This is a genomic window from Streptomyces sp. NPDC088246, assembly GCF_044741025.1.
Lineage (GTDB): Bacteria > Actinomycetota > Actinomycetes > Streptomycetales > Streptomycetaceae > Streptomyces.
Genome location: NZ_JBIURV010000022.1, coordinates 1 through 22,192 on the forward strand (window position 1 = coordinate 1; position 22,192 = coordinate 22,192).

18 protein-coding genes are annotated in these 22,192 nt (G+C 70.8%); 14 read left to right on the top strand and 4 right to left on the bottom strand.

The window, feature by feature from the left end; translation table 11 throughout:
- A partial coding sequence (locus ACIPEK_RS27435) for a hypothetical protein (RefSeq protein ID WP_402001149.1) occupies positions 1–1,081 on the top strand: 1,081 nt, incomplete at its 5' end.
- Positions 1,082–1,105: 24 nt separating this feature from the next.
- Here the strand turns inward: ACIPEK_RS27435 and ACIPEK_RS27440 are convergent.
- Positions 1,106–1,351, bottom strand: a complete 246-nt coding sequence (locus ACIPEK_RS27440) for a hypothetical protein (RefSeq protein ID WP_402001152.1) — start codon at positions 1,349–1,351, stop codon at positions 1,106–1,108.
- A gap of 78 nt (positions 1,352–1,429) precedes the next feature.
- Here ACIPEK_RS27440 and holA point away from each other — a divergent pair, with 78 nt between their 5' ends.
- Positions 1,430–2,416 carry a DNA polymerase III subunit delta gene (gene holA / locus ACIPEK_RS27445; RefSeq protein ID WP_093897084.1) on the top strand — a complete coding sequence of 329 codons (987 nt, stop codon included), beginning with the start codon at positions 1,430–1,432 and terminating at the stop codon, positions 2,414–2,416.
- Positions 2,417–2,698: 282 nt separating this feature from the next.
- Here holA and rpsT read toward each other — a convergent pair whose 3' ends face one another.
- Positions 2,699–2,965 (bottom strand): 30S ribosomal protein S20, encoded by a 267-nt coding sequence (rpsT, locus tag ACIPEK_RS27450; protein ID WP_093897085.1) that lies wholly within the window; start codon positions 2,963–2,965, stop codon positions 2,699–2,701.
- A 215-nt stretch (positions 2,966–3,180) separates the two neighbouring features.
- Between rpsT and lepA the strand changes: the two genes are divergently transcribed.
- From lepA to hemW, 4 genes are all read left to right on the top strand, one after another.
- Positions 3,181–5,055, top strand: a complete 1,875-nt coding sequence (gene lepA / locus ACIPEK_RS27455) for a translation elongation factor 4 (RefSeq protein ID WP_383070336.1) — start codon at positions 3,181–3,183, stop codon at positions 5,053–5,055.
- 353 nt (positions 5,056–5,408) lie between these two features.
- Complete coding sequence (locus tag ACIPEK_RS27460; protein ID WP_402001156.1) at positions 5,409–7,298, top strand: AMP-dependent synthetase/ligase; 1,890 nt, start codon at positions 5,409–5,411, stop codon at positions 7,296–7,298.
- Between the two features lie 206 nt (positions 7,299–7,504).
- On the top strand, positions 7,505–9,439 hold the full coding sequence (locus ACIPEK_RS27465) for a SpoIIE family protein phosphatase (protein WP_402001499.1): 1,935 nt from the start codon (positions 7,505–7,507) through the stop codon (positions 9,437–9,439).
- A 118-nt stretch (positions 9,440–9,557) separates the two neighbouring features.
- A complete protein-coding gene (gene hemW / locus ACIPEK_RS27470) occupies positions 9,558–10,799 on the top strand; it encodes a radical SAM family heme chaperone HemW (RefSeq protein WP_402001159.1) in 1,242 nt (413 codons plus the stop codon).
- Positions 10,800–10,919: 120 nt separating this feature from the next.
- Here the strand turns inward: hemW and ACIPEK_RS27475 are convergent, their stop codons facing one another.
- Positions 10,920–11,741 (bottom strand): DUF3097 domain-containing protein, encoded by an 822-nt coding sequence (locus ACIPEK_RS27475; RefSeq protein ID WP_402001162.1) that lies wholly within the window; start codon positions 11,739–11,741, stop codon positions 10,920–10,922.
- 25 nt (positions 11,742–11,766) lie between these two features.
- Complete coding sequence (locus ACIPEK_RS27480; RefSeq protein ID WP_402001164.1) at positions 11,767–12,489, bottom strand: MBL fold metallo-hydrolase; 723 nt, start codon at positions 12,487–12,489, stop codon at positions 11,767–11,769.
- A gap of 197 nt (positions 12,490–12,686) precedes the next feature.
- On the opposite strand from ACIPEK_RS27480, the gene hrcA reads away from it, so the two are divergent.
- The 8 genes from hrcA (at position 12,687) to ACIPEK_RS27520 (ending at position 22,162) form a co-directional block, all read left to right on the top strand.
- The gene (gene hrcA, locus ACIPEK_RS27485) at positions 12,687–13,703 is read left to right on the top strand and encodes a heat-inducible transcriptional repressor HrcA (protein WP_072483581.1); all 1,017 of its coding nucleotides are present in this window, start codon (positions 12,687–12,689) and stop codon (positions 13,701–13,703) included.
- A complete protein-coding gene (dnaJ, locus tag ACIPEK_RS27490) occupies positions 13,704–14,840 on the top strand; it encodes a molecular chaperone DnaJ (protein ID WP_402001166.1) in 1,137 nt (378 codons plus the stop codon).
- 124 nt (positions 14,841–14,964) lie between these two features.
- Positions 14,965–16,038 (top strand): nitronate monooxygenase, encoded by a 1,074-nt coding sequence (locus ACIPEK_RS27495; RefSeq protein ID WP_383070324.1) that lies wholly within the window; start codon positions 14,965–14,967, stop codon positions 16,036–16,038.
- On the top strand, positions 16,035–16,781 hold the full coding sequence (locus ACIPEK_RS27500) for a 16S rRNA (uracil(1498)-N(3))-methyltransferase (protein ID WP_402001170.1): 747 nt from the start codon (positions 16,035–16,037) through the stop codon (positions 16,779–16,781). The genes ACIPEK_RS27495 and ACIPEK_RS27500 overlap by 4 nt, the downstream gene beginning before the upstream one ends.
- 194 nt (positions 16,782–16,975) lie before the next feature.
- Positions 16,976–17,401, top strand: a complete 426-nt coding sequence (locus ACIPEK_RS27505; protein WP_402001172.1) for a hypothetical protein — start codon at positions 16,976–16,978, stop codon at positions 17,399–17,401.
- An 80-nt stretch (positions 17,402–17,481) separates the two neighbouring features.
- Complete coding sequence (locus ACIPEK_RS27510) at positions 17,482–20,715, top strand: S41 family peptidase (RefSeq protein ID WP_402001175.1); 3,234 nt, start codon at positions 17,482–17,484, stop codon at positions 20,713–20,715.
- A gap of 160 nt (positions 20,716–20,875) precedes the next feature.
- A complete protein-coding gene (locus ACIPEK_RS27515) occupies positions 20,876–21,235 on the top strand; it encodes a histidine triad nucleotide-binding protein (RefSeq protein WP_093897094.1) in 360 nt (119 codons plus the stop codon).
- An 18-nt stretch (positions 21,236–21,253) separates the two neighbouring features.
- Complete coding sequence (locus ACIPEK_RS27520; protein ID WP_402001178.1) at positions 21,254–22,162, top strand: ribonuclease Z; 909 nt, start codon at positions 21,254–21,256, stop codon at positions 22,160–22,162.
- Positions 22,163–22,192: the final 30 nt, after the last annotated feature.

The following is a 22,192-nucleotide window of genomic DNA, read 5'->3' on the forward strand; positions in this document are numbered from 1 at the left end:
CGCCCGCGTTTTCGACGGACCGGCGGCCGAGGTCTCCCAGGTCGTCGGCGCGATGAAGGACCTGCGCACGATGGCTGGCACCCGCGACTTCCTGATGGTCGCCGACTCCAAGCTGGTCTCGTACGCCAACCTCTCCGCGCTGCTGGCCGCCGGGGTGCACTTCGTCGCACCGGCACCGGCCGCGCAGGTCAAGGACGAGGTCTATGCCGAACTCGACCTCGATCTGGCGGACGTCGTGGACTGGGTGCCGGACAGAGACGCCGGAAAGCCGCCCGAGCAGCGCGAGAGGTATCGCGTACTGGAGGACACCCACACCCTGAAGGGGGCGCGCAAGAGTGATCCCGAGCTCACCGTGCGGCGGATCCTGGTCCACTCCACTGCGAACGCCGCGGGCCAGCAGGCCGCCCGGAACAAGCGTCTGAGCAAGACCGCCGAGGACCTGGACAAGCTCGCCTCGGCGGCCGGCGGGCGGCACTACAAAAGTGCCGACAAGATCGTCGCCCGCGTCGGTGTGATCGCGGCGAAGCGCCGAGTCACCGCCTGCTTGCGCTATGCCGTCACCGAGAATGACAGTGGCCGACCCGCTCTGAACTGGCACTTCGACTCCGGCGTCCTGGACGCCGAAGCTGCCGTCGACGGCTGGTACGCGCTGCTGACCACCCTGCCCGCCGAGCAGGCCGATCCCGGCCAGGTCCTGATCAACTACAAGGGCCAGGGCGCGGTCGAGCGCCGCTACCACGACTTCAAAGGGCCCCTCGCGGTCGCACCGGTCTTCGTCCAGCACAACCGGCGCGTCGCCGCCCTCGTCCAGGTCATCTGCCTGGCCCTGCTGGTGTTCTGCCTGATCGAACGGCAGGTCAGACGGGCCCTGGGGCCGGAACAGACCATGACCGGCCTCTACCCCGACAACCGCCGCGTGCGCCCCACCGGCCGCATGATCTTCTACCACCTCGGCGAACTCACCCTGCGGATCGGCCACATCACCGACCCACCCACCGTCCAGATCACCCGTGGCGTTCAACTTCACCTCCTCGATCTCCTCGACACCGACATCGGACAAACCCGCTGGCCACAGACCTGAAACGGTGACCCGCGAAGTCCGGGTCTAGGGCGCTTCGAGCCACCCCTCGTACTCCGCGGCGAGCGCATCGAGTGCCGAGGAGTCCAGCCGCCGCGACGGGTCCTCCACGACCACCAGCCACTGGGCGTCCTCGGCATCGTCCTCGCCGGCCAGTGCATCGCGTACGAGCTGGGGTTCCTCGGTGACCCCGAAGCGGTCGCCGAGTTCCGCGGCCACCTCCTCCGCGGCATCGCGGTCGGGCAGCACCAGCACATGTCTTACATCGCTCACCTGCCCATTCTCCCGTACGGTGTACGCCGTTGCTTCGGCGATGGGGGTTGTCAGTGGCGCGTGGGATGCTGGACGGCGATGGCCACCAGAAGGAATTCCACCGACGATCCGCTCGCCCCCCTCACGCTCGCCGTGGGCCAGGAGGACCTGCTCCTCGACCGCGCCGTGCAGCAGGTGGTGGCGGCGGCCCGTGCCTCCGACCCCGACACGGATGTCCGCGATCTCACCTCCGACCAGCTCCAGCCCGGCACCCTTGCCGAGCTGACGAGCCCGTCGCTCTTCGCCGAGCGCAAGGTGGTGATCGTGCGCAATGCGCAGGATCTCTCCGCCGACACGATCAAGGACGTCAAGGCGTACCTCGGTGATCCGGTCGAGGAGATCACCCTCGTTCTGCTGCATGCGGGCGGAGCCAAGGGCAAGGGCCTGCTGGACGCGGCGCGCAAGGCCGGGGCGCGGGAGGTCGCGTGTCCGAAGACGACCAAGCCTGCCGAGCGGCTCTCGTTCGTGCGGTCGGAGTTCCGGGCGCTGGGGCGCTCGGCGACCCCCGAGGCGTGCCAGGCGCTGGTCGACTCCATCGGCAGCGATCTGCGGGAGCTGGCGAGTGCGGTCTCGCAGCTCGTCGCGGATGTCGAGGGCACGATCGACGAGGCGGTCGTCGCCCGCTACTACACGGGCCGTGCGGAGGCATCGAGTTTCACGGTCGCCGACCGCGCAGTGGAGGGGCGCGCTGCGGAGGCCCTTGAGGCGTTGCGCTGGTCGCTGTCGACCGGGGTGGCGCCCGTGCTGATCACCAGCGCGCTGGCACAGGGCGTACGGGCGATCGGAAAGCTGTCCTCGGCGCGCGGAGGGCGGCCCGCGGACCTCGCCCGTGAGCTGGGCATGCCGCCGTGGAAGATCGACCGGGTGCGCCAGCAGATGCGTGGGTGGACGCCGGACGGCGTGGCGGTGGCGCTGCGGGCGGTCGCGGATGCGGACGCAGGCGTCAAGGGGGGCGGCGACGATCCGGAGTACGCGCTGGAGAAGGCCGTGGTCGCGGTGGCGCGGGCGGCGCGGTCGGGGCGGTAGCCGGGCGGGGCGAGGGCGCCGGGTTCGCCCGGCGGCTGCTCTGCCCTCAAGCTCAAGCGCCGGACGGGCTCACACGCCGGACGAGCTCAAAAACCGGACGGGCTCGAAGCGATACGCCGAAGGCCCCGGGCCTCGCTCTGGGGAGAGCGGGGTCGGGGCCTTCGGTTCACGCTTGGTGCGTCGCACCCGCGTGGCGAACGCAGGTTCGGTGTGCGGCGCGGGGGCCGGGCAGGGGCGGGAGAGAGGGCCCGCTGGTCCGTTCCGGCGGTTACATCAGAAAGCTCAGCCCTGGAGGGAGGCAACCTTGGAGGCCAGCGCCGACTTCTTGTTGGCGGCGGCGTTCTTGTGGATGACACCCTTCGAGACGGCCTTGTCGAGCGCGCGGGAGGCGTCGCGAGCGGCCGTGGTGGCCTTCTCGACGTCACCGGCGACGGCAGCCTCACGGGCCTTGCGGATAGCGGTCTTGAGCGAGGACTTGACGGCCTTGTTGCGCAGGCGCGCCTTCTCGTTCGTCTTGTTCCGCTTGATCTGGGACTTGATGTTCGCCACGAAAGAGCCTTTTCAGGTTCGTTGGATCTTCGATGTGCGCCCCACGGCCTGAGAGAGTCGCGAGGCACAGCTGTCAACGGTACCAGCCCCGCTCCGACCGGCCCAAACCGGTCTCCGCCCCGCAACCATGGGACGATGGAGGCTACGTATCGATCCGACCGAACCGACATCGACCCGAGACACGGCGTTCGGCGTCTCAAGAATCAGGACCCTGCGTGCCCGCGACTCCTACCAACGTGCCCGAGCCGAGCCGTACCGACCCGGCGCTGATCCGCAACTTCTGCATCATCGCGCACATCGACCACGGCAAGTCGACCCTTGCCGACCGGATGCTTCAGCTGACGGGCGTGGTCGACCAGCGGCAGATGCGTGCTCAGTACCTCGACCGGATGGACATCGAGCGCGAGCGCGGCATCACCATCAAGTCCCAGGCGGTACGTCTGCCCTGGGCGCCCAACACAGGCGAGGACCAGGGCCGCACCCACGTCCTCAACATGATCGACACCCCGGGCCACGTGGACTTCACCTATGAGGTCTCCCGCTCGCTCGCCGCCTGCGAGGGCACGGTCCTGCTGGTCGACGCCGCGCAGGGCATCGAGGCCCAGACGCTGGCCAACCTCTACCTGGCGATGGAGAACGACCTCACCATCGTCCCGGTGCTCAACAAGATCGACCTGCCGGCCGCGCAGCCCGAGAAGTTCTCCGAGGAGCTGGCCAACCTCATCGGCTGCCAGCCGGAGGACGTGCTCAAGGTCTCCGCGAAGACCGGTGTCGGCGTGGACGTGCTGCTCGACCGGGTGGTCAAGGACGTTCCGGCCCCGGTCGGCAAGGCCGACGCCCCCGCCCGTGCGATGATCTTCGACTCGGTCTACGACTCGTACCGGGGCGTCGTCACGTACGTCCGTGTCGTCGACGGTCAGCTCAACAAGCGCGAGCGCATCAGGATGATGTCCACCGGCGCCACCCACGAGCTGCTGGAGATCGGGGTCTCCTCCCCGGAGATGACCCCGGCGGACGGCCTCGGTGTGGGCGAAGTGGGCTACATCATCACCGGTGTGAAGGACGTCCGGCAGTCCAAGGTCGGTGACACCATCACCTCCCTGAGCAAGGGCGCGACCGAGGCGCTGGGTGGCTACAAGGACCCCAAGCCGATGGTGTTCTCGGGCCTGTACCCGCTGGACGGCTCGGACTACCCGGACCTGCGCGAGGCGCTCGACAAGCTTCAGCTCAACGACGCCGCCCTGGTGTACGAGCCGGAGACCTCCGCCGCGCTCGGCTTCGGCTTCCGCGTCGGCTTCCTCGGTCTGCTCCACCTCGATGTGATCCGTGAGCGGCTGGAGCGCGAGTTCGGTCTCGAACTCATCGCCACCGCGCCCAACGTGGTCTACCGCGTCGAGATGGAGGACGGCACCGAGCACACCGTCACCAACCCGAGCGAATTCCCCGAGGGCAAGATCGACAAGGTGCACGAGCCCGTCGTGCGCGCCACGGTCCTGGCCCCCAGCGAGTTCATCGGCGCGATCATGGAGCTCTGCCAGAACCGGCGCGGCACCCTGCTCGGCATGGACTACCTCTCCGAGGACCGGGTCGAGATCCGCTACACCCTGCCGCTCGCCGAGATCGTCTTCGACTTCTTCGACCAGCTGAAGTCCAAGACGCGGGGTTACGCCTCCCTCGACTACGAGCCCACCGGCGAGCAGTCCGCCCAGCTCGTCAAGGTCGACATCCTGCTGCACGGCGACAAGGTCGACGCGTTCTCCGCGGTCACGCACAAGGACAAGGCGTACGCGTACGGCGTGCGGCTCGTCGCCAAACTGCGCGAGCTGATCCCGCGGCAGAACTTCGAGGTGCCGATCCAGGCCGCCATCGGCTCCCGGGTCATCGCCCGTGAGACCGTCCGCGCCATCCGCAAGGACGTCCTCGCGAAGTGCTACGGCGGTGACATCTCCCGTAAGCGGAAGCTGCTGGAGAAGCAGAAGGAAGGCAAGAAGCGGATGAAGATGGTCGGCAATGTGGAGGTGCCGCAGGAGGCCTTCATCGCCGTGCTGTCGACGGACGAGTCGGGCGGGGACGGCAAGGCCAAGAAGTAGCCTCCGCCGCAAGGCCGAGAAGCAACTCCCGCCCCGGACGCCACCCCGGCTCCGTCCGCCCCTACCCGGTGGTAGCCCAACGGGCCCCTGCGTCGCAGCGCACTGCGACGCAGGGGCCCGTTTGTTATGAAGCGGCGGCCCTTTGCCCCTTACGCGGCGGACGCGGGCGCTCTACCCTGATCACGGCTTCGTAGTTACTCGCCAGTTAAACAAGCGGGACCGAGCGCCGCAGGACAAGCACCGCAGGACCAAGTCACGCAGGACCGAGCGCACGGGGTGCGCGGGAACACACGTAGGAACAAGCAGCAATCAGCAGCCGGTCGTGAAGCACTGCCGCAGGCTCGGAGGATGTCGTGAGCGACACACAGACCTTGATCGAGAACCGACCGCCCTCCGTGGCGAACCTCTTCATCGATCGCGTGGCGGCCACCCCGGACGGGGAGGCCTACCGCTACCCCGTCCCTGCGGCCACCGGCGAGGGACCCGATGAGTGGAAGTCGCTGAGCTGGGCCCAGGCCGCCGAGCGGGTGTACGCCATCGCGGCAGGGCTGATCGGTCTGGGTGTGCAGCCGGAGGAGCGGATCGCGCTCGCCGCCGGCACGCGAGTGGAATGGATCCTCGTCGACCTCGGTGTGATGTGCGCGGGTGCCGCCACCACGACCATCTACCCGTCGACCAACGCCGCGGAGTCGGCGTTCATCCTCTCGGACTCCGAGAGCCGGGTCCTGATCGCCGAGGACGCCGGCCAGCTGGCCAAGGCCCGCGAGCGCCGCGCCGAGCTGCCGAACCTCGCCCATGTCGTCGTCATCGACCCCGAGGGCGCCGGACCCGCCGAGGGCGACCCCGAGGGCTGGGTGCTCACCCTTGCCGATCTGGAGGCCCGCGGCGCCGAGCACCTGGCGAAGAACCCCGATGCGGTCAAGGAGCGGGTCGCCGCCATCACGGCCGACCAGCTGGCCACCCTGATCTACACCTCGGGCACCACCGGCCGCCCCAAGGGCGTACGCCTGCCGCACGACAACTGGTCGTACATGGCCAAGGCCACCGTGGCGACCGGCCTGATCACCAAGGACGACGTCCAGTACCTCTGGCTGCCGCTCGCGCACGTCTTCGGCAAGGTCCTCACCTCCGGCCAGATCGAGGTCGGCCACGTCACCGCCGTCGACGGCCGGGTCGACAAGATCATCGAGAATCTGCCGGTGGTCCAGCCGACGTACATGGCCGCCGTCCCCCGGATCTTCGAAAAGGTCTACAACGGTGTCGCGGCCAAGGCGCGGGCCGGTGGCGGGGCCAAGTACAAGATCTTCCAGTGGGCGGCCGGGGTCGCCCGCGAGTACGCGACGGTCTCGCAGGACAACTTCCGGCGCACCGGCACGGCCTCCGTCCCGTTCGCGCTCGGTGCCAAGCACAAGGTCGCCGACGCCCTCGTCTTCGCCAAGATCCGCGAGGCCTTCGGCGGCCGGCTGCGCGCCTGTGTCTCCGGCTCCGCGGCGCTCGCCCCCGACATCGGCTACTTCTTCGCGGGCGCCGGCATCCACATCCTGGAGGGCTACGGCCTCACCGAGACCAGCGCCGCCTCCTTCGTCAACCCGGGCGAGGCCTACCGCACCGGCACCGTGGGCAAGCCGCTCCCCGGTACCGAGGTACGGATCGCCGGCGACGGCGAGATCCTGCTGCGCAGCCCCGGCGTGATGCAGGGCTACCAGGGGCTCCCGGAGAAGACCACCGAGGTGCTGGAGGCGGACGGCTGGTTCCACACCGGCGACATCGGCGAGCTGTCCGTGGACGGCTATCTCCGGATCACCGACCGCAAGAAGGACCTGATCAAGACCTCCGGCGGCAAGTACATCGCCCCGGCGGAGGTCGAGGGACAGTTCAAGGCGGTCTGCCCGTTCGTCTCCAACATCCTGGTGCACGGCGCGGACCGTAACTTCTGCACCGCCCTGATCGCACTCGACGAGCCGACCATCCTCGGCTGGGCCGCCGAGAACGGCCTGGGCGGGAAGCCGTACGCCGAAGTGGTGGCGTCCCCCAAGGCCGTCGCGCTCATCGAGGGCTATGTGAAGCGGCTCAACGAGGGGCTGCAGCGCTGGCAGACCATCAAGAAGTTCCGGCTGCTGCCCCGCGATCTCGACATCGAGCACGGCGAGCTGACGCCCAGTCTGAAGCTGAAGCGGCCGGTCGTCGAGCGTGAGTACAAGGGCCTCATCGACGACATGTACGCAGGAGCCCGCGAGGCGTAATACGGGTTCTCACCGACCGGCCGCACGGTGCGGCTGCTTCCGTTTTCCTCTGCTCACTTTCTCTGCTCACTTCGGCAACTCGTTGCTTATGAGCATGGTCCATCTGTCACTCTGTCGGTGTCGTCAGCGGCGCCCAGCGAGAACAGAACGAGAACAGACAGACAGAGCGAGAACAGGTCAGGAGCTGCACCGTGGGGCCCATTCCCTTGCAGCGGGACATCGTTCAGCGTCCCGGTATCACCGTCGGCCATGCGGATGCGCGGCCGGTCGCCCGTACGTCCCTGCCCGGAAACCTCCTCGCGCCCTCCGCCGCCCGCCGGTTCGTCCGGGCAGCGCTCACCGAGTGGACCGGGCTGGGACTGCCGGCGGCCGTGGGCTTCAGCGAACGTCTGGCCGATGATGCGGCGGTCGTCGTCAGCGAGCTGGTCACCAACGCGGTCGTGCACGCAGGGACCAATGTCGAGCTGCTCTGCCGGCTCGAGGAGGCCGCCGAGGACGAGGCCGCGGCCCTGGTGCTGGAGGTCTCCGACCACCACCCGGCCCGTGCCGTACGCAGCGAACGCCCGGAGGCCGGCAGCGCGACGGACGCAGCGGACACGGCGGAGGGCGATGCCCCCACCGGCCCCGAGGAGCCCGCCGAGTACGGTCGCGGGCTCCAGCTCGTCGGCACCCTCGCCGAGCGCTGGGGCATCACCTACCGCACCGGCCTCAAGACCGTCTGGGCCCGGCTTCCCGTCGACGACTGGAACCCGTTCCCCGAACCGTCGGCCGAGTCCGGATTCCAGCAGGGGCTGCGCGCAGCCGAGCTGCTCGCCCCCACCGCCCGGCGGGCCCTTCGCGACGACGCGGACTGGGCCGGCCGCGGCGCGCTCTCGTTCCTCGCCGAGGCCTCGGACCTGCTCGCAGGCCAGCTCGACGAGGACATCGTCGCGGCCCTCGCCGGACAGTTACTGGTGCCCAGACTCGCCGACTGGTGCGCGATCTGGCTGGAGCCCGAGAACGGCGGCCCCGCGGCCGTCCCCCGGCTCGCCAGCGCCTGGCACCGGGACGAGGCCGAGACCGGGCAGCTGCGTACGGTGCTGGAGCAGGACCCGATCCGGCTGCCCGAGCGGGTGGGCACCGGGCCCGTCTCCATGCCCTGGCCCGGCGGCGAGGAGGACGGCGGGGAATCCGAGGGGCGCGCCGGATCCGCTCTCGCCTACCGGATCACATCGGGCGGCCGGACACTCGGCGCCGTACTCCTGGGCCGGGAGGGCACGGTACGTGTCCCCGACGAAGTGACCGCCCTGATCGAGGACTTCGTACGCCGTGTCGGCCTCGCCGTCGGAGCCGCCCGTGCCTACACCCGGCAGGCCACCATCAGCCGCATCCTGCAGCGCGCGCTGCTGCCCAGCAAGGTCGCCGACATACCCGGCGTCACCAGCTCACTGGTGTACGAGCCCAGCGACGACGGGGTCGTCGGCGGCGACTTCTACGACATCTTCCCGTGCCCCGGCGACCGCTGGTGCTTCGTCCTCGGTGATGTACAGGGCAGCGGCCCCGAAGCCGCCGTCGTCACCGGCCTCGCCCGGCCCTGGCTGCGGCTGCTGGCCCGTGAGGGTTTCGGCGTCGGCGAAGTGCTGGACCGGCTCAACCGGCTGCTCCTCGACGACGCGATGGAGGCTGCCGAGGCGGCCGCGCTCATGGTGGCCGCGGCGGGCGGCCAGCAGACGGCGGACACCGGGCAGTCCCGCTTTCTCTCCCTGCTGTACGGGGAACTCGTGCCGCTGCCCGGCGGCGGCGTGCGCTGCACCCTCGCCAGCGCCGGCCACCCGCTGCCGCTGCTGCTGCGCCCCGACGGCGAGGTGCGGCCGGCCGCCGAGCCGCAGATACTGCTCGGAATCTTCGACGACGTCGCGTACGAGAGCCAGATCTTCGATCTGGCGCCCGGCGACAGCCTGCTGTGCGTCACGGACGGCGTGACGGAGCGGCGCTCCGGGACGCTGATGTTCGACGACGGGGACGGTCTGGCCCGGGCGCTGGCCGACTGTGCCGGGCTGTCGGCGGACGGGATCGCGGACCGGATCAAGCGGGCCGTGCACGAATTCGCCGAGCGGCCGCCCGATGACGATCTGGCGCTGCTGGTGCTGCAGGCGGGGTGAGGGTGCGGCGGGGCGGCCGGGGGTGCTTGCTGCGGCCCGGGTGCCGCGGTGCGGCCCGCGAGTGCGTGCCCCTTCGTGATCATGAACGTGGCTCGGAGGTCCCCGGCGGCGAGTGACAATGGGCGGTATGCCTTCCGTACTGCCCGATGGTGAACCCGTACCCGACGACGGGGCGCTGCCCCGCCATGCCCTGGAAGGCGCCGCCGACCGGCCGCTCGGCTTCTACCTGCATGTGCCGTACTGCGCGACCCGCTGCGGCTACTGCGACTTCAACACCTACACCGCCACCGAGCTGCGCGGCTCCGGCGGTGCGCTGGCCTCCCGGGACAACTACGCGGCCCATCTGATCGGCGAGGTCCGCCAGGCCCGCAAGGTCCTCGGTGACGATCCGCGTCCGGTCCGTACGGTCTTCGTCGGCGGCGGCACACCGACCCTGCTGGCCGCCGGAGACCTGGTACGGATGCTGGGGGCGATCCGCGACGAGTTCGGGCTCGCGGACGATGCCGAGATCACCACCGAGGCCAACCCGGAATCCGTCGATCCGGCGTATCTGGCCGAGCTGCGGGAGGGCGGCTTCAACCGGATCTCGTTCGGGATGCAGAGCGCGCGGCAGCACGTGCTGAAGATCCTGGACCGTACGCATACGCCGGGGCGGCCCGAGGCGTGTGTCGCCGAAGCGCGGGAGGCGGGCTTCGAGCACGTCAACCTCGATCTGATCTACGGCACGCCCGGGGAGTCCGACGACGACTGGCGGGCCTCGCTGGACGCGGCGATCGGCGCGGGGCCGGACCATGTGTCCGCGTACGCGCTGATCGTCGAGGAGGGGACGCAGCTGGCCCGGCGGATCCGGCGCGGCGAGATTCCGATGACCGATGACGACGCCCATGCGGACCGGTATCTGATCGCGGACGAGGCGATGACCGCGGCGGGCTTCTCCTGGTACGAGGTGTCGAACTGGGCCCGCACACCCGAGGGCCGGTGCCTGCACAACGAGCTGTACTGGCGCGGAGCCGACTGGTGGGGCGCCGGTCCCGGGGCGCACAGCCATGTCGGCGGGGTGCGCTGGTGGAACGTGAAGCATCCGGGGGCGTACGCGCAGGCTCTGGCCGAGGGGCGATCGCCGGGGGCCGGGCGCGAGATCCTCTCCGCCGAGGACCGGCGGGTCGAGCGGATCCTGCTGGAGCTGCGGCTCGCGGACGGGTGTCCGTTGTCGCTGCTGGCACCGGCGGGGCTGGGCGCGGCGGGGCGGGCGGTGGAGGACGGGCTGCTGGAGCGGGTGCCGTACGGGCAGGGGCGGGCGGTGCTTACGTTGCGGGGGCGGTTGCTGGCGGATGCGGTGGTGCGGGATCTGGTGGACTGAGAGGGCGGGTGCGGGGCCGGGTGGGGTGCGGGTGCGCCTGCGGCGGGCCCGTTCCCCTGCCCGCTCCTTCCCGTAACCGGGGGCTCCGCCCCCGGAGAGGCCGGGGGTCCGGCGAAGGGGCTACCGAGGCGGCGCCGTCACGAAGTCGATCAGGTGCTCCACGGAGCCCAGCAGTGCCGGTTCCAGATCCCGGTACGAGCGCACCGTGGACAGGATTCGCTGCCAGGCCGCGCCCGTGTTCTCCGGCCAGCCCAGAGCGCGGCACACGCCCGTCTTCCAGTCCTGGCCACGCGGGATCACCGGCCAGGCGGCGATGCCCACGGACGACGGCTTCACCGCCTCCCACACATCGATGTAGGGGTGGCCGACCACCAGCACGTTCGCGTCCGAGACCTGGGAGGCGATCCGGGACTCCTTTGAGCCCGGGACCAGGTGGTCGACCAGAACGCCCAGCCTGGCGTCCGGGCCGGGGGAGAACTCGCGCACGATGGCCGGGAGGTCGTCGATGCCCTCGAGGTATTCGACGACCACGCCCTCGATCCGCAGGTCGTCGCCCCAGACCCGCTCGACCAGCTCCGCGTCGTGGCGGCCCTCCACATAGATCCGGCCCGCCCGCGCGACCCGGGCGCGCGCCCCGGGGACCGCGACCGAACCCGATGCCGTACGCGCGGGGCGTACGGGAGCGGCCGCCGACGGGCGCACGAGCGTGACCACCCGGCCCTCCAGCAGGAAGCCGCGCGGCTCCATCGGGAACACCCGGTGCTTGCCGAAGCGGTCCTCCAGGGTCACCGTCGGACCCTGGGCCGTCTTCTCGCAGCGGATCACCGCACCGCAGAATCCCGTGGAGACCTCCTCCACGACCAGATCGGGATCGGCGGGGACCTCGGGAACGGGGGCGGACTTCTTCCACGGCGGGGTCAGGTCCGGCTGGTAGCTGCGCATCGGATGACGATAAGACGACAACACGTCACGACACGCCGAAGAGGACGGCCAGTTGGTCACGCTGGTCCCTGACGAACGCCGCGTCCACCACCGCCCCGTGCCCCGGAACGTACACCGCGTCCTCGCCGCCCAGCGCCAGCAGCCGGTCCAGCGTGGCCGGCCAGCGGGACGGGACGGCGTCCCGTCCCGCCTGCGGTTCGCCGGACTCCTCGACCAAGTCGCCGCAGAGCACCACCGAGGGGGAGCCGGGGACGAGCACCGCCAGATCGTGGCTGCTGTGGGCGGGGCCCACATTCGCCAGCAGCACCTGACGGCCGCCGCCCAGATCGAGCGTCCACTCGTCGCGCACTTCATGGTGCGGGGCCACCAGCGCATCGACGGCCTCGGCCGCATCGTTTTCGGACACTCCGTGGCGCACCGCGGAGGCGTGCAGATCGTCCGCCCCGAGCTTCATCAGCCCGGCCATGCCGACTGCTCCGTACACCTGGGTGCCGGAGAAGGCGGCGGTGCCCAGTACATGGTCGAAATGGGGGTGGCTGAGTGCGATATGCGTCACCTTCCGGCCGAGCAGGGCCTGTGCCTGGGCCCGGATTTCCTCACCTTCGCGGAGTGTTGATCCGGTGTCGTAGAGCAGCACTCCATCCGCTCCGACCACCAGTGCGACTGTCGCATCCCATCCGGGGAGGCGCCGTCGGCCCACTCCGTGACCGAGTCGCTCCCAGCCGAACTCTTCCCAAGAGGCGTCCATACCGCGACGCTATCGGCAACGACCTGCGCAGTCTCGCGGTAGCGTGACCGGTCGCCCTTGCTAGGCCCCCACCCGGCCGCCGTACACTGGCCGGGGGATTGCTGGCACTCGTGAGGACAGAGTGCCAGGGGGATTCCTGGGAATGAAACAGGAACGGCCCGAGAACCACCGAGGAAACACAGCTGGAGGTGTGCGCGATGCTCAGCGAACGCAGACTCGAAGTGCTGCGCGCCATCGTCCAGGACTATGTCGGCACCGAGGAGCCCGTGGGCTCCAAGGCGCTCACGGAGCGGCACAAGCTGGGGGTCTCCCCGGCCACCGTCCGCAACGACATGGCGGTGCTGGAGGACGAGGGTTTCATCGCCCAGCCCCACACCAGTGCGGGACGCATCCCGACGGACAAGGGCTACCGGCTCTTCGTCGACAAGCTTGCGGGTGTCAAGCCCCTCTCGTCGCCGGAACGTCGTGCCATTCACAATTTCCTCGACGGCGCGGTCGACCTCGACGATGTCGTGGGCCGCACCGTACGGCTGCTCGCGCAGCTGACCCGGCAGGTCGCCATCGTGCAGTACCCCTCGCTGACCCGGTCGACGGTTCGGCATGTGGAGCTGCTGTCGCTGGCAGCCGCCCGGCTGATGCTCGTGCTGATCACGGACACCGGCCGGGTCGAGCAGCGCATGATCGACTGCCCCGCTCCGTTCGGTGAGACCTCTCTCGCCGATCTGCGGGCCCGGCTCAACAGCCGGGTCGTCGGACGCCGTTTCGCGGATGTCCCGCAGCTGGTGCAGGATCTGCCGGAATCCTTCGAGAGCGAGGACCGGGGAACCGTGTCCACCGTGCTCTCCACCCTGCTCGAAACCCTTGTCGAGGAGACGGAGGAGCGGCTGATGATCGGCGGCACCTCCAACCTCACCCGCTTCGGGCACGACTTCCCTGTGATGATCCGGCCGGTGCTGGAGGCATTGGAGGAGCAGGTCGTGCTGCTGAAGCTGCTCGGCGAGGCCAAGGACTCGGGCATGACCGTACGGATCGGGCACGAGAACGCCCACGAGGGGCTCAACTCCACGTCCGTCGTCGCGGTCGGCTACGGTTCGGGCGACGAGGCAGTCGCCAAACTCGGCGTGGTCGGACCGACCCGCATGGACTACCCCGGAACGATGGGAGCGGTACGCGCAGTGGCACGTTACGTCGGACAGATCCTGGCGGAGTCGTAAGTGGCCACGGACTACTACGCCGTACTCGGCGTGCGCCGCGACGCATCTCAGGACGAGATCAAGAAGGCATTCCGTCGGCTCGCTCGTGAGCTGCATCCGGATGTGAACCCCGATCCGAAGACCCAGGAGCGGTTCAAGGAGATCAACGCCGCTTACGAGGTGCTGTCGGACCCGCAGAAGAAGCAGGTCTACGACCTCGGCGGCGACCCGCTGTCCGCCTCCGGCGGCGGTGGCGCGGGCGGATTCGGACAGGGTGGCTTCGGCAACTTCTCCGACATCATGGACGCGTTCTTCGGTACGTCGTCGCAGCGCGGACCCCGTTCGCGCACCCGGCGCGGCCAGGACGCGATGATCCGGCTGGAGATCGATCTCGCCGAGGCCGCGTTCGGCACCACCAAGGACATCCAGGTCGACACGGCCGTCGTCTGTGTGACCTGCAACGGCGAGGGCGCCGCACCCGGCACCTCCGCCCAGACCTGTGACATGTGCCGCGGCCGCGGCGAGGTCTCCCAGGTCACCCGGTCCTTCCTGGGTCAGGTCATGACCTCGCGGCCCTGCCCGCAGTGCCAGGGCTTCGGTACGGTCGTGCCGACCCCGTGCCCGGAGTGCGCCGGCGACGGCCGTATCCGGTCGAGGCGCACGCTCACCGTGAAGATCCCCGCCGGTGTCGACAACGGCACCCGCATCCAGCTCGCGGGCGAGGGCGAGGTCGGCCCCGGCGGCGGCCCGGCCGGGGATCTGTACGTGGAGATCCACGAGCTGCCGCACTCGGTGTTCCAGCGCCGCGGCGACGATCTGCACTGCACGGTCACCATCCCCATGACGGCGGGCGCGCTCGGCACCAAGGTGCCGTTGGAGACGCTCGACGGCCTGGAGGAGGTCGACATCCGGCCCGGCACCCAGTCCGGCCAGTCGGTCCCGCTGCACGGCCGCGGGATCACGCATCTGCGGGGCGGCGGGCGTGGCGATCTGATCGTGCACGTCGAGGTCTTGACCCCGACGAAGCTGGACCCGGAGCAGGAGCGACTGCTGCGGGACCTGGCGAAGCTGCGCGGCGAGGAGCGGCCCACCGGCCAGTTCCAGCCCGGGCAGCAGGGGCTGTTCTCCCGGCTGAAGGACGCCTTCAACGGGCGCTGACGGCCCCCGCACACCGTTCCCCGCCGCCGGACGGGCTCGCCTGCCGAGCCCGTCCGGCGTTTGAGGACAAAATGGACCGCAGGCCGCGCACGCCGAGGCATGCAGGACGTGACACGATGCGGTCATGTCATCCGTGTTGACCGATCTCTGCCGGTATCCGGTCGTGCAGGCCCCGATGGCGGGTGGTGCGTCCTGTCCGCAGCTCGTCGCGGCCGTCGCCGAAGCGGGCGGGCTGGGCTTCCTCGCCGCCGGGTACAAGACGGCGGACGGCATGTACAACGAGATCAAACAGCTGCGCGGGCTGACCGGTCAGCCCTTCGGCGTCAATCTCTTCATGCCGCAGCCGGGTCTCGCCGACCCGAGCGCCGTCGAGGTGTACCGGCATCAGCTGGCCGGCGAGGCCGCCTGGTACGAGACCCCGCTCGGCGACCCGGACTCCAGCGGCGACGACGGCTACGAGGCCAAGCTCGCCATCCTCCTGGAGGACCCGGTCCCGGCAGTCTCGTTCACCTTCGGCTGCCCGACACGCGACACCCTCGACGCGTTCGCAGGCGTCGGCACGTACACCGTCGTGACGGTCACCACGCCCGAGGAGGCCCAGGCCGCCCAGTGGGCGGGGGCCGACGCGGTCTGTGTCCAGGGCATAGAAGCGGGCGGCCACCAGTCCACCCACCGCGACGACCCGCAGACCGACGGCACCGGGATCGGGCTGCTCTCCCTGGTGTCCCAGGTCCGCGAGACCGTACAGGTGCCGATCATCGCCGCGGGCGGGCTGATGCGCGGGTCCCAGATCGCCGCGGTGCTCGCCGCGGGTGCGGAGGCGGCGCAGCTCGGCACGGCGTTTCTCGTCTGCCCCGAGTCCGGGGCGAATCTGCTGCACAAGCAGGCACTGACCAACCCGCTGTTCGTACGGACCGCCCTGACCCGGGCGTTCTCCGGCCGCCCGGCCCGCGGCCTGGTCAACCGCTTCATGCGCGAGCACGGCCCGTACGCCCCCGCCGCCTACCCGCAGGTCCACTATCTGACGGCGGGGCTGCGCGCGGCGGCGGCAAAGGCCGGGGACGCCCAGGGCATGGCACTGTGGGCGGGGCAGGGGCACCGGATGGCACGCGAGCTGCCCGCCGGCCGGCTGATCGGACTGCTCGCAGAAGAACTGGACGCCGCACGGACGGCAGTGAGCACAGGGAGTACGCAGTGACCGCACCGGTCTTCGTCGTCGAACAGGTCCCCGACGGGCCCGAGTTCGTCCTGGAAGGACCCGAGGGACGGCACGCCGTATCGGTGAAGCGGCTGCACGCCGGTGAGGACGTCGTGCTGACGGACGGCCACGGCCGTTGGACGGAGGGCGTCGTCAGGGCCGCCGAGGGCAAGGACCGGCTCGTGGTCGCCGCACTGGCGACGGTTCATGAGGAGCCGTGGCCCGCACCCCGTATCACCGTCGTCCAGGCCTTGCCCAAGGGGGACCGCGGCGAGGTCGCCGTCGAGACGATGACGGAGACCGGTGTCGACGCGATCGTGCCCTGGCAGGCGTCGCGCTGCATCACCCAGTGGAAGGGCGACCGCGGCCTCAAGTCCCTCGCGAAATGGCGCAACACCGCCCGGGAAGCAGGCAAGCAGTCGCGCCGGGTGCGCTTCCCCGAGGTGGCGGACGCGCTGACGACCAAACAGGTTGCCGCACTTCTGGCCGCGGCGGACTTCGCCGCAGTCCTGCACGAGGACCGGGGCCACGACAGTGAGCCGCTGGCCACCGTCCAGCTCCCCACCCAGGGCGAGATCGTGCTGGTCGTCGGCCCCGAGGGGGGTGTGTCGCCGGACGAACTGGCGGACTTCGCCGCCGCGGGGGCCCGTACCTGCCGGCTCGGAACGTCGGTTCTGCGCACCTCGACGGCGGGCACGGCGGCGACGGCACTGCTGCTGGGGCGCACCGGCCGCTGGGCGTAAGCCCCCTCCGGCGCGCCTGCGCCGCCCCGTTGTGGCCGCAAGCCGTCTACCGCGTCGTGGGGGAACGGTGGGAAACTGCCCGTATGGGGACATCAAGGGCATGGGGTCAGGGAAGAACCCGTCGCGTTCTGGCCGCGTCCGCACTCGCGGGCGCGGCGGTCGCAAGTGTCGTGGCCTGTGAGCCGACGGGCAGCATGAACTCCACATCCATCGCCGTGACCACCGACCTGACCGGCACCAGCGCCCTGGAGCGCAACGGGGTCGATGTGCGGTGGCTGAACTGCACGGCCGACGTCGACGGGGACCGGCTCCAGGGCGCGTCGCCCTCCGCCTCCGCGCGCCGGATCGCGGACGTCGACTGCACCGGAAGGACGGGGAGCGGCAAGGACATCACGATCACCGGCAAGGTGACCCAGGCTCTCGACGGGCGGTGTGTGCGGGGCGACCTGACCGCCAGGACCGGCGGGAAGGCCGTCTTCCGGTCAGATGTGCTCGGCAACTGCAACAACGCCGCCCCGTCGGCCGTCGGGGCGAATCAGCCCCGGGGCGGCGGCAGTGGCGGCGCCCGGCCGACGGTCACCGTGACGGTCACGGTGACCGAATCGCCCCTGGGTAAGTGAGTGTGACCGGCACCGGACCACCCGGCGGACTCCGGCCAACCCAGTTCCGCGGAGCACGTCAGCGGCCTAGGCTGATCCGTGTGACGCAGCCTGCCTACCTCCGATACCCCCATGTCCAGGGCGATTTGATCGCCTTCACCGCCGAGGACGATGTCTGGCTGGCGCCGCTGGACGGCGGCCGAGCCTGGCGCGTCAGCGCCGACAACCGACCTGTCACCAACCCGCGGATATCTCCCGACGGAACCCGCGTCGCCTGGACGTCCACCCGGGACGGGGCGCCCGAAGTGCACATCGCACCGGTCGACGGCGGCCCCTCCAAGCGGCTCACGTACTGGGGCGACGCACGGACCTCCGTACGCGGCTGGACGCCCGGGGGCGACGTACTGGTCATCAGCGCCCAGGGGCAGGCGTCACTGCGGCGCAGCTGGGCCAGGGCCGTACCGGTCGACGGCGGGCCCGCGCGGACCCTGCCGTACGGGCCGGTCGGCTCCCTCGCGTACGGGCCCGGCGGGCGGGTCCTGCTGCTCTCGGCCACCATGGGGCGCGAGGCCGCCGCCTGGAAGCGCTACCGGGGCGGCACCGCGGGCAAGTTGTGGATCGCGGAAGAGGGCGCGAGCGACGGCCCGGCGGAGTTCGTACGGCTGCACGAGGACCTCGACGGGAACATCGAATCCCCGATGTGGGTGGGTGACCGCGTCGCCTTCCTTTCCGACCACGAAGGCGTGGGCGCGCTCTACTCCTCGCTCCCCGACGGCTCGGATCTGCGCCGGCACACCGGCGTCGAGGGGTTCTACGCCCGCCACGCGACCACCGACGGAACCCGCGTCGGCTACTCCTCGGCGGGTGAACTCTGGCTGCTGGACGACCTCGAAGGCTCCGAGCCCCGTCGTATCGACATCCGGCTCGGCGGCCAGCGCGCCGACCTCCAGCCCCACTCGGTGCACGCCGGCAGCCACCTCGACTCCGCGTCCCCGGACCGTACGGGCCGCGGCAGTGCCGTCGGGACGCGCGGCGCCGTCCACTGGGTCACCCACCGCGAGGGCCCGGCCCGGGCGCTCGCCGTCGAACCGGGCGTACGGGCCAGGATGCCCCGTACCTTCCAGGCCGACGGCGACCAGCACGTCGTCTGGGTCACCGACGCCGAGGGCGACGACGCCCTGGAGTGCGCACCCGCCACCGGCACCGCGCCGGGCGCCGTACCGCGCCGCCTCGCCGCAGGTCGTATCGGCAGGGTCCTCGGCCTGGTGGCGGCCCCGGACGGCAGCCGGTTCGCCGTTGCCGCGCACGACGGGCGGGTACTGATCGTCGAGCGGGAGAGCGGCGAGGTCCACGAGGTGGACCGGAGCGAGCACGGCGACGCCTCAGGCCTTGTCTTCTCGCCCGACTCCGCCTGGCTCGCCTGGTCGCACCCCGGGCCCGAGCCGCTCAGGCAGCTCAAGCTCGCGCACCTCGCCGATCTGTCGGTCGCCGAGGCCACCCCGCTGCGCTTCCGGGACTTCGCCCCCGCGTTCACCACCGACGGCAAGCACCTTGCGTTCCTCTCCGAGCGGTCCTTCGACCCGGTCTACGACGCCCATGTCTTCGACCTGGCGTTCATCGGCGCCTGCCGTCCGCATCTGCTGACGCTCGCCGCCACCACGCCCTCTCCGTTCGGGCCGCAGCGCCACGGCCGTCCGGCCGAGAAGGAGAAGGGCGGCGGCGAGGGCGAGGACAACCCGACCGCGCTGCCCGTCACCCGGATCGACCTCGACGGACTCGCCGACCGGATCGTGCCGCTGCCCGTCGAGGCCGCCAGTTACTCCACGCTGCGCGCCGCGAAGGACGGGCTGCTGTGGCTGAGCCACCCGGTGACCGGGGTGCTCGGTACGAGCGGCGCCACGCCCGACGCCCGCCGGCCCGAGACCGTCGTCGAACGGTACGACCTGGAGAAGCTGCGCTGCGAGGAACTCGCCTCGGACGTCGACGGCTTCGCGGTCAGCGGCGACGGCAAGCGGATCGTCCTGTACACCCGGGGCAAGCTGCGCGTCGTACCGTCCGACAGCCGCGTCCCGGCCGGCGACGACCACGACGGCGGCAGCGACAGCAGCGTCACCGTCGACCTCTCCCGGATTCGCCGGACCCTCGACCCGGCCGCCGAGTGGCGTCAGATGTACGACGAGGCCGGGCGCATCATGCGGGACAACTTCTGGCGTCCCGACATGGGCGGCATCGACTGGGACGGAGTCCTGGACCGCTACCGCCCGGTGCTGGAGCGCGTCGCCACCCATGACGACCTGATCGACCTGCTGTGGGAGGTGCAGGGCGAGCTCGGCACCTCGCACGCCTATGTGACGCCGCCCGGCGGATGGCGCGACGACTCGGCCCGGCAGGGGCTGCTCGGTGCGGACATCTCCCGTACGGGCGAGGGAAGTTGGCGCATCGACCGGATCCTGCCGTCGGAGACCTCCGACCCTGCGGCCCGCTCGCCGCTCGCCGCACCCGGGGTGGCGGTGCGCGTCGGGGACGCGATCCTCGCCGTCGACGGGCACCTGGTCGACCCGGTGGCCGGGCCCGGACCGCTGCTCACCGGCTCGGCCGGCAAACCGGTCGAGCTGACCGTCTCACCGGTGGACGGCGGTGACCCGCGCCATGTCGTCGTCGTACCGGTCGCCGACGAGGAGGCGCTGCGCTACCACGCGTGGGTCGCCGACCGGCGGGCCTACGTCCACGAGCACTCCGACGGACGCCTCGGCTACCTCCATGTCCCCGACATGGTCGGCTCGGGCTGGGCACAGCTCCACCGCGACCTGCGGATCGAAGTGGCCCGCGAGGGGCTGGTGGTGGACGTACGGGAGAACCGGGGCGGCCACACCTCGCAGCTGATCGTGGAGAAGCTCGCCCGGCGCATCGTCGGCTGGGACCTGCCGCGCGGGAGGCAGCCGTACAGCTACCCGGAGGACGCACCGCGCGGCCCCGTGGTGGCCGTCGCCAACGAGTTCTCCGGCTCGGACGGCGACATCGTGAACGCCGCGATCAAGGCGCTGCACATCGGGCCGGTGGTCGGCACGCGTACCTGGGGCGGGGTGGTCGGCATCGACAGCCGGTACAAGCTCGTGGACGGGACGTCGGTCACCCAGCCCAAGTACGCGTTCTGGTTCGAGGGTTACGGCTGGGGTGTGGAGAACCACGGGGTCGATCCCGATGTCGAGGTCGTGATGGCGCCGCAGGACCATGCCGCGGGGCGGGATCCGCAGCTGGACGAGGCGATCCGGATCGCGCTCGCGTCGCTGGCCCAGACGCCGGCGAAGCGAGCACCGGAGCGGCCGGGGGCATAGGTGGCGGGTGCGCCTGCGGCGGGCCTTGCCCCCCAGCCGCCCCTTCCCGTACTGGGGCTCCGCCCCCGGATACGGGAAGGGGCGGCTGGGGAACGAGTCCGCCGCAGGCGTCCCGATACCATGCCGTACAACGATCACCATCGACCGAGGAGCCGACCCCATGGCGGGAGAACCGCAGCCCGACTGCCTGTTCTGCAAGATCGTCTCGGGTGACATCCCGGCAACCATCGTCCGGGAGACCGAAACCACCGTCGCCTTCCGTGACATAAACCCGCAGGCCCCCACGCACGTACTCGTCATCCCCCGCGTCCACCACCCGGACGCCGCCGCCCTCGCCGCCGCCGAGCCGGGGATCGCCGCCGACATACTGCGCGAGGCCGGACACGTCGCCGCCGACGAGAAGATCGTGGACAGCGGCTACCGGGTCGTCTTCAACACCGGCTCGGGCGCCGGACAGACCGTCTTCCACGCGCACGCCCACGTCCTGGGCGGCCGCGGACTGCAGTGGCCCCCCGGCTAGAACGGTCGATCGCACACCGTGTCCGTACGCGAACTCGTGGTCCTCGGCACCGCCAGCCAGGTCCCGACCAGGCACCGCAATCACAACGGCTATCTGCTCCGCTGGGACGGCGAGGGCATCCTCTTCGACCCGGGTGAGGGCACTCAGCGCCAGATGCTGCGGGCCGGCGTCGCCGCGCACGACATCAACCGGATCTGTGTCACGCACTTCCACGGTGACCACTCGCTCGGCCTGGCCGGGGTGATCCAGCGGATCAACCTCGACCAGGTCCCGCACCCGGTCACCGCGCACTACCCGGCGAGCGGACAGCGCTTCTTCGAGCGGCTGCGGTACGCGACCGCCTACCGCGAGTCCGTCGAGCTGACCGAGGCCCCGGTCGCCGCCGACGGGGTGCTCGCCGCCACGGACGCGTACACGCTCAGCAGCCACCGGCTCTCGCACCCCGTCGAGTCGTACGGCTACCGGCTCGTCGAGCCCGACGGGCGCCGCATGCTGCCCGCGAAGCTCGCCGAGCACGGCATCAAGGGGCCGGACGTCGGCCGGATCCAGCGGGAGGGCTCCCTCGGCGGCGTGCCGCTCGACGAGGTCTCCGAGCGCAGGCGCGGGCAGCGGTTCGCGTTCATCATGGACACAAGGCTCTGCGACGGCGTGCACGTGCTCGCCGAGGGATGCGACCTGCTGGTCATCGAGTCGACCTTCCTCGACGAGGACGAACGACTGGCCACCGACCACGGCCATCTGACCGCCGGCCAGGCGGCCCGGGTGGCCCGGGACGCGGGCGTACGGCACCTCGTGCTGACGCACTTCTCGCAGCGGTACGACGATCCGGCCGTCTTCGAGGCCCAGGCCCGCGCCGCAGGGTTCGAGGGCGAACTGACCGTCGCCCGGGACCTCGGCCGGGTTCCCGTGCCCACCCGGCACCTCTGAAACACATCAGCACCACCATTTGTGAGCGTG

Bases quoted from the DNA above. Each gene is read 5' to 3' on its own strand.
- ACIPEK_RS27495 (WP_383070324.1), top strand. From the start codon at position 14,965: ATGTCATCCGTGTTGACCGATCTCTGCCGGTATCCGGTCGTGCAGGCC.
- ACIPEK_RS27480 (WP_402001164.1), bottom strand. From the start codon at position 12,489: ATGGACGCCTCTTGGGAAGAGTTCGGCTGGGAGCGACTCGGTCACGGA.
- ACIPEK_RS27505 (WP_402001172.1), top strand. From the start codon at position 16,976: ATGAACTCCACATCCATCGCCGTGACCACCGACCTGACCGGCACCAGC.
- ACIPEK_RS27515 (WP_093897094.1), top strand. From the start codon at position 20,876: ATGGCGGGAGAACCGCAGCCCGACTGCCTGTTCTGCAAGATCGTCTCG.
- holA (WP_093897084.1), top strand. From the start codon at position 1,430: ATGGCCACCAGAAGGAATTCCACCGACGATCCGCTCGCCCCCCTCACG.
- hemW (WP_402001159.1), top strand. From the start codon at position 9,558: ATGGGCGGTATGCCTTCCGTACTGCCCGATGGTGAACCCGTACCCGAC.
- hrcA (WP_072483581.1), top strand. From the start codon at position 12,687: ATGCTCAGCGAACGCAGACTCGAAGTGCTGCGCGCCATCGTCCAGGAC.
- ACIPEK_RS27475 (WP_402001162.1), bottom strand. From the start codon at position 11,741: ATGCGCAGCTACCAGCCGGACCTGACCCCGCCGTGGAAGAAGTCCGCC.